The sequence below is a fragment of the Acetobacter sp. ESL1128 genome, assembly GCF_058505085.1.
In genome coordinates, this window is the sequence record NZ_CP196369.1 from 964792 (window position 1) to 978437 (window position 13646).

A 13646-nucleotide genomic window follows, 5' to 3' on the forward strand; every position below is an offset into this window, starting at 1 on the left:
CAGGAGGAGGCTGGCTTAGAAGCCTTCGCGTTCCAGACGCTTCCGTTCCATTTTGCGTGCGCGACGTACGGCTTCTGCCGCTTCACGCGCTTTGCGTTCGGACGGCTTTTCAAAGTGCCGACGCAGTTTCATTTCACGGAAGATGCCTTCGCGCTGCATTTTTTTCTTGAGCGCTTTAAGAGCCTGATCGACATTGTTGTCACGGACTAGAACGTGCACTTGGTCACTAACCCCTGTTCAAAAAAATCCGGCAAACCGGTTTTTGGGAAGCCATTATGGAAGGAGATCTGCGTTACCCTTCCGGGCTGCCGATTCCACTGTTGGCGGTCTCTATAACACGGCCTTAAGACAAGATACAATTCGTTCTTGCGTATCAGACCCGCACTTCCGTGTGTTTTATTGTGGATGTGCAAAAAAACAGGACAACAAAAAGCATGTCGGTTCTTGCTATTGCCCGTATGGGCCACCCGGTTCTGCTGCAACGCGCGGTTGAGGTGGAAGATATCAGTAATCCCCAGATCAGGGAACTGCTGCAGAATATGCGAGAAACCCTGACCGAAAGTGGCGGTGTGGGTCTGGCAGCACCGCAGGTGCATGTACCGCTCCGGCTGTTCCTGTATTCGGTACCCACAACGCGCAGCGAAGGGGAGGATGACCCGCCCCGCCCGGTACAGGCCCTGATTAACCCAGTTATCGAACCGGATGGGCCGGATATGATGCCGCGGCTTGAAGGATGCCTGTCCATTCCCGGCTTCAGGGGGGAGGTGCCGCGTTACCGCCGTGTGCGCTATAGTGGCTGGGACGAGCACGGCGCGCGGGTGGAGGGCATAGCCTCGGGCTTTTGCGCCAATGTCATGCAGCATGAAATGGATCATCTGGACGGAATCCTCTATCCCATGCGTATGAAGGATATGGCCCGCTTTGGTTTTGAGGCGGAAATCACACGGTATGGGATACAGGCATGAGCATGCTGCCGGGAAAAATGGAACAGGCCTTGTCTTTGGCGGTGGCAACACTGGCTGCGGGCGTTATGCCCGCCCCCATGGAGCGGGATACGGACCGGGATGCCGCCTTGCGCAAGCTGGCATCCGTTGCCGGGGAGCGCGGGTGGAGCATGGCCACGCTCAGATCCGTGGCGGGGGCCGATGCAGACCTGCTTTTTCCCGCAGGGGTGGTGGAAATGGTGGAAGCCTGGTCCGATCTGTGTGACCGCGCCATGGTGGACGCCATGCAGGACACGCAGGAACCCCGGCTGAGCCAGCGGGTGCGTCAGGCTATTCTGCTACGTCTTCCGCCCGATGAGCAGCGCCGCACGGCTGCCCTGCGGGGGATGCGTGTCTTTTTATCCTGCGGGGGACAAAAGGCTTTCCGCCGCGCATGGCTGCGCACGGTTAATGCCATATGGCAGGCTGCGCAGGACGATGCGACAGGCCTGACCTATGTGAGCAAACGGCTGACTCTGGGCGGGCTGTATGCCTCGGTCTTTCTGTTCTGGCTGAGCCGTGGGCAGGATGAAGCAGCATTCGAAGCGTTTGTAGACAGGCGTCTGGCCGATGTGCTGCGCATAGGCCGCCTTAAGGCCCGCTTTGGCGTACAGGCAGGCACCCCGGCACCAGCCGCAGGGTAAACACACGCATGGTCATGCCACCTCCCCATGAGCGCGCAGGCTCAGACCTGCTCTTTTTGCGTGAAGAAAGTTTAAGACTGGCACAAACCCTCATGTTTTTGGCCGCGCGGGACATGGCCGAGGCTGTGGCCCCCGTGCTGGAGGAGGATGGGTTGGGCCGCGCGCATTACCGTGTGTTGCAGGTGCTGGCGTTTAGTCCGGGTATTCCTGTTAGTCGGTTGCAGGACATTCTGGGTGTGACCAAGCAAAGCCTTGGGCGCACACTGCACGAGCTGGATGCGCGGGCATACCTGCAAAGCAAAGCCGGGCGGCAGGACAGGCGGCAGAAGCTGCTGTTTTTAAGCCCGACTGGCAAAGCCGCTGAGGCCCGTCTGTTTGCCGTTATCCGGCAAAGGCTTGTTGCTGCCTACCGCGAGGCCGGGGGCGCTGCGGTGGAGGGTTTCCGCCGTGTTATCAATGGTATGCTGTCCGAGCATAGTCGTGCCTTGCTAAGCGAAGAGAGTGTAGGGCGAAGGGAAGGGCGTTAACATGTCTGAGCAGATAACAACCGCCGAAGGAGATGTGGCCGCCCACGTAATGGTGGTGGATGACGACCCGCGTCTGCGTCGGCTGTTGCAGCGTTACCTGTTTGAGCATGGGTTCCGCGTGAGTGTTGCCGCCAATGCGACCGAGGCACGGCACACGCTGGAAGGTATTCAGCCCGATGCGCTAGTGCTGGACGTGACCATGCCGGGGGAGAACGGGCTGGAATTAACCCGATCCCTGCGGGATGCCGGGCAGGACCTGCCCATTCTGCTCCTGACCGCGCGCGGGGAGCCGGAGGACCGCATTACCGGGCTGGAAGCGGGAGCGGATGATTACCTGGGGAAACCTTTTGAACCGCGCGAGCTTTTGTTGCGGCTCAAGGCGCATCTCCGCCGGCATCAGCCCCCACCGCCAACAGACAACCTGCGGATTGTCCGGCTGGGGGACAAGGAGTTCGATCCGGTCAGGCTTCTGCTCAGCGGGCCGGATGGCAATATCCACCTGACCGGGGGGGAGGCGGCCCTGCTGTGCGTTCTGGCCCGCAGACCCAATGAAACCTTCACGCGCGAGGACATCGCCAAGGCCATGGATATGACCGAAATTGGCGAGCGCGCGGTTGATGTGCAGGTAACACGCCTGCGCCGTTGCATAGAACCAGACCCGCGTGAGCCGCGCTTTTTGCATACGGTGCGCGGGCGCGGATATGTGCTTAAGCCGGGTTTATAGGGCGTATGATGGGCCGCAAGGGATTCCGCCTTTTCCCACGTGGGGGGTGGCCCGCGCTCAAGGTGGAAAAATCGGTCAGGCGCATGTTGCCGCGCTCCCTGCTTGGGCGTTCTTTGCTGATTGTTCTGTTCCCGCTGCTGATCACGCAGGGAATCGCGCTTGAGCTTTATTACGGCAATTTCCTCAAGGTAGTATCCCGGCGGTTGACCGGGTCTGTCACGGCGGAAATTGTTTTGTCCCTTAACGCGCTGGAACGGCTTAAAAACCCGGCGGACAAGGAATGGTTTGTTGCGCAGGCGCGTGAGCAGCTCCAGCTCATAGAAATCTGGCGACCGGGGGAAAAACTCTCCCGCGTGGGGTCCACCCATGTTCTGGGCCCTATGGATGATGACCTTGTGCATGCGCTGCGGGAGGCCATTGACTACCCGTTCTTTGTCAAATGGCGGCATTTTCACCATGCGGTGCGTATTTACATCCAGCTTCCCGATGGCGTGCTGGAAATAGATACCCCGCGCAAACGGCTGGATATGGGGCAAATCTGGCTGTTTGTGGCATGGACCGTGGGCAGCACGTTTTTGCTGTTCATTATTGCGGGCCTGTTCATGCGCAATCAGGTGCGCGCCATCCGGCAACTGGCTCAGGCGGCGGAGCAGTTTGGTATGGGGCGCGATATTGGCCCTATTCGCCCCGCAGGCGCGCAGGAGGTGCGTAAGGCTGCCGTGGCCTTTAACCGCATGCAGGACAGGATAACCCGCTTTGTGGCGCAGCGTACGGGCGTTCTGGCGGGGGTTTCGCACGATTTGCGTACCCCACTGACCCGCCTGCGGCTGTCTCTGGCCATGATGCCGCGTGAAGGCAGCATATGCGCCAAGGCCATGACCGAAGATATTGATGAAATGATCGGCGACATTGCCGAAATGGAACACATGATCGACAGCTATCTTTCCTTCGCGCGGGGGGAAGGGTCGGAGAGCGTCCAGCAGGTCGAGATGCTGCCGTTTCTGGAGGATGTGGTGGCCGCAGCCCGGCGGGCAAGTGTGCATATTCGTGCACTTGTGGTGGAGCCGGGTTTGCGTGCGCATATGCGCCCCGATGCCATGCGCCGTGCCTTAGGTAACCTGTTTGATAACGCCCGCAGGCACGACGCAAGCGTGGTGCTGAGTGCGCGCCGCGTAGGCGGTGGGGTGAGTATTCTGGTGGATGATGACGGGCCGGGTATTCCGCCAGACCGTCGTGCCCAGGTGCTACGTGCGTTCGAGAGCGGGCAGGATGGTGGCACCGGGCTGGGCCTGACCATCGCGCGCGATATTATTCGTGCACATGGGGGGGAAATGGCGCTGGAACAGGCGCCAGAAGGCGGGCTGCGCGTCCGGCTGTATCTACCAAACTAGCAACGTGCCGCCGGGAAAAGGTATTTTACAGCGAGTTACCCGAACCGAAGTGACCGGGGCCGGAACTGTTGTTGAACATTCCGCCCTGTCCGCCCGCAGCGCCTGAGCCCATCATGTTCTGCATGGGGTTATAACGGCCCACATTGCCCAGAATCTGCTGGAGCGCGTTAATCTTGGTGCCCGGCGTTGGCGTGATCTCGTTGATCATGGCCACGTGTTTGGCGTCCTTGATGTTGAGCGTGCGCATGCTTTCCAGCGTGCCTGCGCTGTTGAACTTGAGCACAACAAGGTCCTGCTTCATCACACCTGGGAAATCCATGGGCACCAGATGGGTGGTCATGGAAATGTAGATCCAGATATTATCGTCAAACGCGCCCTTGGTGGTGGGGGAGCCCATCAGGTCAATGGCGTCTGCACGGGTGCTGGTGCCGGGTTCAAGCTGGCTGTATTCTTCAGGCTCAAGCAGGGAGCCTCTGGGCGTGGGGGTAGGGCCAAAAGCCTGACAGCCGGACAGCACAAGAACCGTGGCGAGTGCCCCACAGGCACTTTTAAGGCGCGATGTCTTGTTCTTGCGTGGCGGCGTCATCTGGTCAGGGTGTCCCAAGCGTAAGATTGTGATCCATGATCGTCATCCAACTGGCAACGGCCATGTCTGTCCGATGCCCCAACACTCGCGGGGCGTCAATTGCTGAATGGCAAAAAGAGCACGCTTTATGCGGCTCAGGCCCGGACATTACTCCATAAAGTTCCGCTTGTGTGGTAGATTGTTCAGGCGGTGGTCAGAAAGCTTTGTCCCGAGCGCATCCCGCCTGCTTGTTTCAGCGTTACTTCAGGAGACTTCCATGACCGAAAAGCCAGAATTCTATCGCCCTCTGGCCGTGCGCCGAATCGGAATGCTGGGAACGGATATGACCGTGGAAGCCACGCCGGATGAGTGTAAAAAAGTGGCCCGGCGTCTGGGCCTGCAGGATGTGGCCCTGCTGCGCTGCCGTTACCGGCTCAAGGATGACGGGCGCGGTGTTGTGACGGCCGAAGGCGCGCTGGCTGTCCGTTTTACGCAGACCTGTGTTGTGAGCATGGAGGCGTTTGAGGATATGATGGCGGGATCGTTCGTTGTCCGCTTTGTTCCGGCCAGCCAGTTTGTGGAAGGCGACGCGCCGGATATGGACGCGATTGATGAAATTCCGTATGAGGGGCAGGACGTTGATCTGGGCGAGGCTGTTGTTGAACAGTTTGCTCTGGATCTGGAGCCTTATCCGCATGCGCCGGATGTTGTTCTCCCTTCCGGCCTGATCATGGATGAGGATGAGGCTGAACAACACGGTCTTGAGGAAGAGCCTGAGAAAAAGGCCAGTCCTTTTGCTGGTCTGGCTCGCTGGCGGGGCGGAAACGCGTAATTGCCCAAGTGTGGGTGTGGGGTTTTCTTGTAGGATTGCTTGCGAAAACGCTTGCTGTCTGCTAGAGGCCGCGGCTCAGTGCTGGTGATAAACCTGTTTTGGCGTCTGGCTGCGTTAACGCGTGACCGGGCGTGTTGTTCTAACCATTTTTATGAGAAGGGGCTGGGCTTATGGCTGTACCCAAAAAGAAAACCTCGCCTTCACGTCGTGGCATGCGTCGCAGCCATGAAGCTCTGCGTGCAGAAGCTCATGCTGAATGCTCCAACTGTGGCGAACTGAAGCGTCCTCACAATGTCTGCAGTCACTGCGGTCATTACGACGGCCGTGAAGTGATTGCCGCAGGCAAGGCACTCAAGGTCGCCGTTCGCGCCTGATTTTTCAGGCGTGAAAACGCGTGCTGCATCCGTAGCACGCGGGGTAATGGGGGTAAGGCATCTGCGGCATGGCAGAGAAGCAGGCATGAGCAAGACCGAGATTCCAGAAAGTTTTCCTTCCGACCCTAACGAGGTGTTCAACCTCGCCGTGGACGGAATGGGGGGCGATGGGGCTCCAGAAGTGGTTGTTGCCGGGCTTGCCATTGCTGCCGAACGGCACCGCAATATCAAGGTGCTGCTGATCGGGGATGAGGCGCGCCTGCTGCCTTTGCTGGCGAAGTATCCCAAGGCTGCGTCCATATGCACGGTGTGGCATACGGATGTGTCTGTCTCCATGGACATGAAGCCAACATCCGCTTTGCGGATGCGTCAGTCCTCCATGCGGCTTGCCATGGACGCCGTAGCCAGTGGACGTGCCCAGGGGGTTGTGTCCGCCGGTAACAGTGGTGCCATGCTGGCTCTGGCCAAGATTGTGGTCAAAACCCTGCCGGGTATTTCCCGCCCGGCCATGGCGGCCATCAGTCCCACCATCAAGGGCGACGTGGTCATGCTTGACCTTGGCGCCAATGTTGCGTGCGACTGGCGTAATCTGGTCGAGTTCGCCGTTATGGGCGAAGCCTTTGCCAAATCTGTTCTGGGGTTGCCCGCACCAACCATTGGCCTGCTCAATATTGGCGCGGAAGAACTCAAAGGGGACGAAAAACTGCGCGTGGCGGCTGAAACCCTGCGTGAGAGTCCTCTGGCTGCCCAGTTCCACGGTTTTGTGGAAGGGCATGATATTACCGCAGGCACCACGGATGTGGTTGTAACTGACGGGTTTACCGGAAATGTTGCGCTTAAAACCGGCGAGGGTGTGCTTAAAATGGCCACCACCCTTTTGCGCCGTGTTTTCCAGCGTGGGATCATCTCCCGCCTTGGCTACCTGCTTGTTCGCCCCGGTCTGGAGCGGATGAAGGAGTGGCTGGACCCACGCCGTTATAATGGCGCTGTTTTTGTGGGCCTGAACGGTGTGGTGGTAAAATCCCATGGCGGCACAGATGCCGAGGGCTTTGCCGCCGCAGTCGATGTGGCCATGGATATGGTCACGCATGGTTTTAACGAAAGCATTCGTGAGCGTCTTTCTCATATGGGGGCGCTGTTGATGCGCCCGCAGACGGAGGAGGAATGTGAACCAGCCCTCCCGGTGACCTGAGTAAACGGGACGAATGTGTTGCGCGTGTAAGCCTTTGAGCTGCCTGCGCTGGCGGATAATGAAAGAACGGTCATGGCGAAACGTTCGCTTCTGGTAGGTTTTGGTGGATTTCTGCCAGAAAGAGTTGTCACGAACGAAGAGCTGGCAACCCGGCTTGCGACATCGGATGACTGGATCAGAACCCGTACCGGTATTACCCGCCGCCATATTGCTGGCCCCGATGACAGCGCAACCAGCATGGGGGCGGAAGCCGCTCGCAGGGCGCTGGATTATGCGGGCCTGAGCGCTGATGATATTGATGTTGTTCTGGTCGCAACATCCACCCCTGATCAGGCTTTTCCCGCAACGGCAGTTCGGATTCAGGCTGCTTTGGGCATGACCCACGGGTTTGGCTTTGACGTTGCAGCAGCCTGTTCCGGTTTTATTTTTGCTCTGGCAACTGCGGATTCCTTTATCCGTTCCGGGCAGGTGCGTAATGCCCTGGTGATCGGGAGCGAGGTTTATTCCCGCATTGTGGATTGGGAAGACCGCGGTACATGCGTCCTGTTCGGGGATGGTGCCGGGGCTGTTGTCTTGTCTGCATCAGAGAGCGAATCCGATGCGCGCGGTATTCTGTCCACCCATCTGCATTCCGATGGCACAACAGGCGACCTGCTGTATGTGGATGGCGCCGTGGGGCAGCCCGATAAAACCGGACATTTGAAAATGAGCGGGCGTGACGTGTTCCGCCATGCCGTGGCCAAGCTGTCGTCTTCCGTGGATGAAGCTCTGGAAGCCGAAGGGCTGACCTACGCGGATGTGGACTGGCTTGTGCCGCATCAGGCCAATATCCGGATTATTGAAGGCGTGGCCAAAAAGCTTGCACTTCCGGCTGATCGCGTAGTTGTGACCGTTGACCGGCACGCCAATACCTCTGCTGCCTCCATTCCTCTGGCACTGGATGAAGCCGTGCGGGATGGCCGGATTCAAAAAGGTGAACTGGTGCTGATGGAAGCACTGGGCGGCGGGCTGACATGGGGTTCGGTGCTGGTCCGTCTGTGATCTGGCGATAACAGACAAGTGACATCATTGTGAATGAATTGACGCGCCGCACAGGCGTGTTACCTTTCTGCGCATGGAAACTGTCACACGTGCATCTTTGATAGAGCAGATCTATCAGCAGGTAGGGTTGTCTCGTAAAGAGTCGTCTGTGCTCCTAGAAGATGTTCTGGAGACAGTCATGCAGGCGCTCGAACGAGGCGAAAGTGTCAAAATCAGCGGTTTTGGCACGTTCTCAGTCCGAAAAAAGGGGCAGCGCTGCGGGCGTAACCCCAAAACCGGGGAGGAAGTGCCTATTCTTCCCCGCTCCGTTCTGGTGTTCCGTTCCAGCCAGCTGCTGCGGGCGGAAGTCAACCATGAGGAGGCAGAGCCGGGAGTCGATTATGACGATTGATGGCACATTCCCCCACAATGACGCCGCGCCTGACGTGTCTGATGCCGATATGGATGTGTCGGAGTCGGGTTCTTTCGAAAAAGGCCCTCACGCTTTCCGCACAATTAGTGAAGTGGCGGACGAGCTGCATGTGCCCCAGCATACCCTGCGGTTGTGGGAGACTCAGTTCCATCAGGTCCGTCCCTTAAAAAGAGGTGGTGGGCGGCGGTATTACAGGCCGGAAGATGTGCACCTCCTCGCCCGTATTGCGGACCTGCTCTATAATCAGGGCTATACTGTAAAAGGTGTGCAGCGCCTGTTGCAGGAAGGGGACGCATTACAGACAACCGCCCCCCAACCCGTGGAAACTGTCAGGCCAGACGAAAACAGCGTGGCGGAAGCCGCACTGGCGGAAGATGCTCAAATACAGAATGCACCATTGGTTGCAGGCTACCAGCAGGTAGAAGCCGTTGTGGCCGAACTGCCCGCAGCGGTAGAGGCTGGGCTGGAACAGGCATTGGTGCAGGTTATGGGGCAAAACGTACGCCTGCGCTCGGATCTGGCCGATGTTCTGGTGGAGCTGGAAGCCATCCGGCGCAAGATTTTGGTCTGATTGAAAAAAAGATAAAAATAACGAGTAGAGTGGGTTGTGCTCTTCGCAAGGTATTGCTAAACACCACTCACACTTAACGGGCAGTAGCGCAGTCTGGTAGCGCATCAGTCTGGGGGACTGGGGGTCGTGGGTTCGAATCCCGCCTGCCCGATATTTTTTCCAAATGAAATTGCTAAATAACCCCACCTTCGGGGGGAAATGCAAAAGTCTTTTCAGACTTCTGCATTGTTTCCGTATGCCCAGCGCTGCCAGATCAGGTTGAGTGCGGCCATTGCGGCAGGCCCAATAAACAGGCCGATCAACCCCCACATTTCTGCTCCACCCAGAATACCAAGCAGCACCCACAGGAAGGGGAGCTTTGTTGTGCCGCCAATCAGGGTCGGGCGTACAAAGTGGTCAGCCACAAAAATAACCGTGGCCCCAATGCAGAATGTGACAATGGCAGCCACCGACGCGCCTGAAACCAGAATCAGGAGCGAAACCAGCCCAATTGCGATCATGGCGCAAAAAGGGATCATGGCTGCTACGGCAGTAATAACCCCAAACAGGGCTGGGTGTGGTGCATGGGCAAAAAGATAGACAAGGCCCATGAGCAGGCCTTCACCAATTCCCACCAGAACAAGCCCCTGCACGGAACCATGGATGGAGGCAACAATCTGGCGTGCAATGCTTTCCCCCCTGCGGCCGAAAGCCCGGCAGGATGCAACGCGGCACTGACGAATGACGGAAACCCCGTCCTTGTACAGAAAAAACAGGGTGAGAATGGAAAAGCAGAACAGTGTGCCCCTGTGTGCGATCTGGCTGCCAAGGGCACGTGTGACCATAACCCCTTTATTGTCCAGAGCGCCCAGCAGGCCGGAAACATCGCGCGGGTTGGACAGGTGCGTTTCCCACAGATGCGCAATGCTTGCAGCACCTACGGGTAACTGCTGGATAACATCAGGCACGGGAACGCCAAATTTACGGGCATGATCCAGCCATTCCAGCGCACTCTGGGCTTCTCCAATGGCTTCAAGCGTGATCAGTGTTAGCGGGATAACAAAGAGCAGCGCCATAACAACCGTAAACAGTAACGGTAACAGCGTGCCACGCGCTGCATTGGGCCACATACGGCATGCACGGCTGTAAAGGGGCCATGTGGCAATGGCAAACACGCCACCCCAGGCCAGGGCGGGTAGAAAACCCTGTATGGTGTAAAGGGCTACGGCCACAATAAAGAGCGCAAGCAGACTGCGTGCCATTTCCTGTCCCCGCTTGGAGCGCTGGCTGGCCTTGATAAGGCCGCAACGCTGGTGAGCAGGCACTAACGAAGATGGAGGCGTATTGGGCATGCGCGAGGTGTCTTTCCAAAAATTCTGCTTAATACAGAGCGCTCTTTCCGTGCTGTACACAGCATACTGTGTTGTGGGTGAATAATACAGCGCGCGAGGGGGCACGGAGTATGCACACAGCCCGGAATGGGGCGGATTGGCAGTATCTTTTTCTGAATTTATCTCTAGTGTTCCGCTGCCTGCCTGCACATTGAAGCGGATACCCCATGCTCAGAAATTTTCTGACGGTTGGTGGCTGGACCATGCTCAGCCGCATTCTTGGATTGATACGCGACCAGCTTCTGGCGGCCTTTATGGGGGCCGGGCCGTTGCAGGATGCTTATCAGGTTGCGTTTCGCCTGCCCAACATGTTCCGCCGTCTGTTTGGGGAGGGGGCGTTTAATGCCGCCTTCGTGCCCATGTTCTCGAAAGTTATGGTGCAGGACGGGCGGGACGAGGCACGCCTGTTTGCCCGCCGTGCGCTTGGGGTCATGCTGGCGTGGCTGGTGTTTTTGTGCGTGCTGGGCGAAGTATTCATGCCGCAGGTGCTACGGGTGATAGCGCCGGGTTTCCTGCAAAATGGGGACCGTTATGATCTGGCGGTCAGCCTGAGCCGCATTACCTTTCCCTATCTGGTCATGATTTGCGCTGCGGCATTGCTGGCTGGGGTGCTGAATGGCCTGCACCGCTTTGGTGTGGCGTCTGCTGCCTATCTGGCGTTCAACGTGGTGGGTATTCTGGCTATTGTCGGGGCTTCTCCCTTTTTCCCCAGCGTTGCCTATGCTGCGGCATGGGGGGTTACGGCCTCTGGCGTGGTGCAGTTGGGCTTGCTGGCATGGGCGTGCGAAAAAGCCGAGTTCGGTCTTATGCCGCTATGGCCCCAGTTAACGCCGCGTATCCGTCTTTTGCTGCGCCGCATGGTGCCGGGCCTGATTGGGAGCGGCGTTGGCCAGATCAATTTAACGGTAGATACCATTATTGGCACCCTGCTGCCCGCAGGCAGTGTGTCGCTCATGTATTTTGCAGACCGGATCAACCAGTTACCGCTTGGTGTGCTGGGGGCCGCCGCCGGAACAACGCTACTGCCTGTGCTCACGAGGCATCTGAGTGCCGGGGATATACAGGGCGCGCACACGGCCCAGAACCGTTCCATTGAATATGTCGTGCTGCTGACCCTGCCTGCCGTTGCCGGGCTGCTGGTTCTGGCTGGCCCGATCATGATTGTGCTGTTCGGGCATGGCTCTTTTACCGAGCATGATGCGCTGTTATCCGCCCAGTCCTTACGGGCTTACGCGGTGGGGCTACCCGCTTTTATTCTGGTTAAAGTTCTCTCCCCTGCATTTTTTGCACGGGGCGATACCCGCACCCCCGTTTACGTTGGGGTTGGGGTGCTTGTACTCAATTTTATTCTCAACCTGCTGTTTATGAAGCCTCTGGCACATATGGGGCCGCCGCTGGCCAGTAGCGTGACCGCCTGCGTGAATGTTGCTTTTTTGGTGGTGCTGCTGCTGCGTAAAAACGCGTTGCTCGTGTACGATTCAACCTTATCCCATATGGGGCGGGTTGGTGTTGCGGCTCTGCTTATGGGGCTGGGCCTGCTGGGGCTTGAAAGTTTTGTCTCTCTGCCCGCAATTTTTGTGACCCGGGCACTCTGGCTGGTTGGTATGGTTGTGGGGGGCGCTGTGTTTTATGCAGCGCTCCTGCATGCTCTTGGTGTGGTTAACCTGTCCGATGTGGTTGTGCGCATACGGGGGCGGCTGCGGCGCAAGATGGGGTAAGCAGGGGAGTGGCGCATGCCAGAGGTTGTTCTTGCGCATCAGGTCGATTTTGCAACTTGGCGTAAGGCGAGCAGCCATTTTGTGCGCGCTGGGGTGTTGCCGGAATCCATCTTCTGGCAGGTAGCTCAGGCAGGGCAGGAGGCTGCGTGGTCTGCCGAGCCTGCGCAAAGCCCACCAGAGCCCCCGCAAGGCCTTAACCTTTCCCGCCGTTTTGTGGGTGTGCTGGCCCAAGCATTGCAGGCGCATGATCCCGAACGGTTTACAATACTTTACCGTATTGTTTATCGCCTTACGTATGCCGGACTGGCATTAACAGATACGACTGACCCAGACCTACTATGGCTCCGGCAGGCCTTGGCGGCTGTCAGGGCAGATACGCTGCATTTTCGTGAAGTTTTTTCCGCGTTTACGGCGCAGGGAACGAGTGACGCACTGCATTGCACGCCAGAGCATTATATTCTGGAAGCCAACTCCCATTACTGCATGGAGCGGAATGTAAGGCCGTGGCGGGTTGTAGCCCCGTACCGGCGGATGGAATGGGCCGGAGGCATACGCTTTGCTGCGGGAACAGATACGCAGGGTGACGATGCCGCAGTGCAATGGCAGGCCGATGGTACAGGCATCTGGCAGGGGTATGGCCTGAGCGTTTTGCCCCCGCAGCGTAAGGATGTGGAAGAAGCCTCCAACCTTGCCATGCTGGCAGCCCGTGCAATGGATTGCCGCGCCTGTGCGCTATGGCAGCCTGCTTCCCGCACGGTTTTTGGCGAAGGACCAGAGCATGCCCCCATTATGTTTGTGGGGGAACAGCCGGGGGATCAGGAGGACCTGCAGGGGCGGCCTTTTGTGGGGCCAGCGGGCCAGCTTCTGGACCGCGCCTTGCAGGATGCCGGGTTGCACCGTGATCAGATTTACGTGACCAACGCCGTCAAACATTTCCATTTCACGTGGAACGGTACCCGCCGCCTGCATCATAAGCCCGAAGCCGAGCATGTAGCTGCCTGCCATGAGTGGCTGAATGCGGAGCGCCGGCTTGTTCGCCCGGCATTGCTGGTAATGTTGGGGGCAACGGCCGCGCAGAGCGTGCTGCAACAACCCGTTACAATCTCCCGCACCCGTTCACGCCTGTTCCCGCTGGAAAATCAGACACAGGGGCTGGTAACGGTTCACCCGTCCTATCTGCTACGGTTGCGTGATGAGGACAGCAAACAGCGCGAATATGCTCATTTTGTAGAAGATTTGCGACTGGCGGCCGACTATATGATGCAGCACAGGAACGCAGAAGGAGGATAAAAAGGGGAGGGG

At 58.1% G+C, this 13646-nt stretch carries 15 protein-coding genes, 1 tRNA gene and 1 pseudogene; 14 read left to right on the plus strand and 3 right to left on the minus strand.

Annotated features, from left to right (window positions below; all coding sequences use genetic code 11):
* Window positions 1-15: 15 nt before the first annotated feature.
* The gene (gene rpsU / locus ACSYTG_RS04495; RefSeq protein WP_003623949.1) at window positions 16-219 is read right to left on the minus strand and encodes a 30S ribosomal protein S21; all 204 of its coding nucleotides are present in this window, start codon (window positions 217-219) and stop codon (window positions 16-18) included.
* Between the two features lie 215 nt (window positions 220-434).
* On the opposite strand from rpsU, the gene def reads away from it, so the two are divergent.
* The 5 genes from def to ACSYTG_RS04520 are packed head-to-tail and all read left to right on the plus strand — an operon-like array spanning window position 435 to window position 4269.
* Complete coding sequence (gene def / locus ACSYTG_RS04500) at window positions 435-965, plus strand: peptide deformylase (RefSeq protein ID WP_489783009.1); 531 nt, start codon at window positions 435-437, stop codon at window positions 963-965.
* Entirely contained in the window at window positions 962-1627 is a 666-nt protein-coding gene (locus tag ACSYTG_RS04505) for a rpsU-divergently transcribed protein (RefSeq protein ID WP_489783008.1), read from the plus strand. The genes def and ACSYTG_RS04505 overlap by 4 nt, the downstream gene beginning before the upstream one ends.
* Before the next feature lie 14 nt (window positions 1628-1641).
* The gene (locus ACSYTG_RS04510; protein ID WP_489783110.1) at window positions 1642-2154 is read left to right on the plus strand and encodes a MarR family winged helix-turn-helix transcriptional regulator; all 513 of its coding nucleotides are present in this window, start codon (window positions 1642-1644) and stop codon (window positions 2152-2154) included.
* A 1-nt stretch (window position 2155) separates the two neighbouring features.
* Window positions 2156-2878, plus strand: a complete 723-nt coding sequence (locus ACSYTG_RS04515) for a response regulator (protein ID WP_086645475.1) — start codon at window positions 2156-2158, stop codon at window positions 2876-2878.
* Window positions 2879-2886: 8 nt separating this feature from the next.
* Window positions 2887-4269, plus strand: coding sequence for an ATP-binding protein (locus ACSYTG_RS04520; protein WP_086645673.1), 1383 nt, complete (start codon window positions 2887-2889; stop codon window positions 4267-4269).
* A 25-nt stretch (window positions 4270-4294) separates the two neighbouring features.
* Here the strand turns inward: ACSYTG_RS04520 and ACSYTG_RS04525 are convergent, their stop codons facing one another.
* Window positions 4295-4855: an outer membrane protein assembly factor BamE gene (locus ACSYTG_RS04525; RefSeq protein ID WP_086645474.1), complete on the minus strand. Its 561-nt coding sequence runs from the start codon at window positions 4853-4855 to the stop codon at window positions 4295-4297.
* A gap of 256 nt (window positions 4856-5111) precedes the next feature.
* On the opposite strand from ACSYTG_RS04525, the gene ACSYTG_RS04530 reads away from it, so the two are divergent.
* The 7 genes and pseudogenes from ACSYTG_RS04530 (at window position 5112) to ACSYTG_RS04560 (ending at window position 9407) form a co-directional block, all read left to right on the plus strand.
* Window positions 5112-5666 carry a DUF177 domain-containing protein gene (locus tag ACSYTG_RS04530; protein ID WP_489783007.1) on the plus strand — a complete coding sequence of 185 codons (555 nt, stop codon included), beginning with the start codon at window positions 5112-5114 and terminating at the stop codon, window positions 5664-5666.
* 170 nt (window positions 5667-5836) lie between these two features.
* Window positions 5837-6040 carry a 50S ribosomal protein L32 gene (gene rpmF / locus ACSYTG_RS04535; protein WP_048852785.1) on the plus strand — a complete coding sequence of 68 codons (204 nt, stop codon included), beginning with the start codon at window positions 5837-5839 and terminating at the stop codon, window positions 6038-6040.
* A gap of 85 nt (window positions 6041-6125) precedes the next feature.
* A complete protein-coding gene (gene plsX / locus ACSYTG_RS04540; RefSeq protein ID WP_086645672.1) occupies window positions 6126-7232 on the plus strand; it encodes a phosphate acyltransferase PlsX in 1107 nt (368 codons plus the stop codon).
* A gap of 72 nt (window positions 7233-7304) precedes the next feature.
* Window positions 7305-8273 (plus strand): beta-ketoacyl-ACP synthase III, encoded by a 969-nt coding sequence (locus tag ACSYTG_RS04545; protein ID WP_086645472.1) that lies wholly within the window; start codon window positions 7305-7307, stop codon window positions 8271-8273.
* Between the two features lie 73 nt (window positions 8274-8346).
* Window positions 8347-8664 carry an integration host factor subunit alpha gene (locus tag ACSYTG_RS04550; RefSeq protein ID WP_086645471.1) on the plus strand — a complete coding sequence of 106 codons (318 nt, stop codon included), beginning with the start codon at window positions 8347-8349 and terminating at the stop codon, window positions 8662-8664.
* Between the two features lie 70 nt (window positions 8665-8734).
* Window positions 8735-8974: pseudogene (locus ACSYTG_RS04555) on the plus strand (MerR family transcriptional regulator); the annotation flags it as partial.
* Between the two features lie 359 nt (window positions 8975-9333).
* A tRNA-Pro gene (locus ACSYTG_RS04560) sits at window positions 9334-9407 on the plus strand.
* Between the two features lie 61 nt (window positions 9408-9468).
* Here the strand turns inward: ACSYTG_RS04560 and ACSYTG_RS04565 are convergent.
* Complete coding sequence (locus ACSYTG_RS04565; protein WP_086645470.1) at window positions 9469-10587, minus strand: AI-2E family transporter; 1119 nt, start codon at window positions 10585-10587, stop codon at window positions 9469-9471.
* 206 nt (window positions 10588-10793) lie between these two features.
* Between ACSYTG_RS04565 and murJ the strand changes: the two genes are divergently transcribed.
* Together murJ and ACSYTG_RS04575 are read left to right on the plus strand one after the other, a co-directional pair.
* Complete coding sequence (gene murJ / locus ACSYTG_RS04570; protein ID WP_489783006.1) at window positions 10794-12344, plus strand: murein biosynthesis integral membrane protein MurJ; 1551 nt, start codon at window positions 10794-10796, stop codon at window positions 12342-12344.
* Between the two features lie 15 nt (window positions 12345-12359).
* A complete protein-coding gene (locus tag ACSYTG_RS04575; protein WP_489783005.1) occupies window positions 12360-13634 on the plus strand; it encodes a UdgX family uracil-DNA binding protein in 1275 nt (424 codons plus the stop codon).
* Window positions 13635-13646 lie beyond the last annotated feature (12 nt).

Coding starts and splice junctions, on each gene's coding strand:
- def (WP_489783009.1), top strand. CDS start 435: ATGTCGGTTCTTGCTATTGCCCGTATGGGCCACCCGGTTCTGCTGCAA.
- ACSYTG_RS04505 (WP_489783008.1), top strand. CDS start 962: ATGAGCATGCTGCCGGGAAAAATGGAACAGGCCTTGTCTTTGGCGGTG.
- ACSYTG_RS04510 (WP_489783110.1), top strand. CDS start 1,642: ATGCCACCTCCCCATGAGCGCGCAGGCTCAGACCTGCTCTTTTTGCGT.
- ACSYTG_RS04515 (WP_086645475.1), top strand. CDS start 2,156: ATGTCTGAGCAGATAACAACCGCCGAAGGAGATGTGGCCGCCCACGTA.
- ACSYTG_RS04520 (WP_086645673.1), top strand. CDS start 2,887: ATGGGCCGCAAGGGATTCCGCCTTTTCCCACGTGGGGGGTGGCCCGCG.
- ACSYTG_RS04525 (WP_086645474.1), bottom strand. CDS start 4,855: ATGACGCCGCCACGCAAGAACAAGACATCGCGCCTTAAAAGTGCCTGT.
- ACSYTG_RS04530 (WP_489783007.1), top strand. CDS start 5,112: ATGACCGAAAAGCCAGAATTCTATCGCCCTCTGGCCGTGCGCCGAATC.
- rpmF (WP_048852785.1), top strand. CDS start 5,837: ATGGCTGTACCCAAAAAGAAAACCTCGCCTTCACGTCGTGGCATGCGT.
- plsX (WP_086645672.1), top strand. CDS start 6,126: ATGAGCAAGACCGAGATTCCAGAAAGTTTTCCTTCCGACCCTAACGAG.
- ACSYTG_RS04545 (WP_086645472.1), top strand. CDS start 7,305: ATGGCGAAACGTTCGCTTCTGGTAGGTTTTGGTGGATTTCTGCCAGAA.
- ACSYTG_RS04550 (WP_086645471.1), top strand. CDS start 8,347: ATGGAAACTGTCACACGTGCATCTTTGATAGAGCAGATCTATCAGCAG.
- ACSYTG_RS04565 (WP_086645470.1), bottom strand. CDS start 10,587: ATGCCCAATACGCCTCCATCTTCGTTAGTGCCTGCTCACCAGCGTTGC.
- murJ (WP_489783006.1), top strand. CDS start 10,794: ATGCTCAGAAATTTTCTGACGGTTGGTGGCTGGACCATGCTCAGCCGC.
- ACSYTG_RS04575 (WP_489783005.1), top strand. CDS start 12,360: ATGCCAGAGGTTGTTCTTGCGCATCAGGTCGATTTTGCAACTTGGCGT.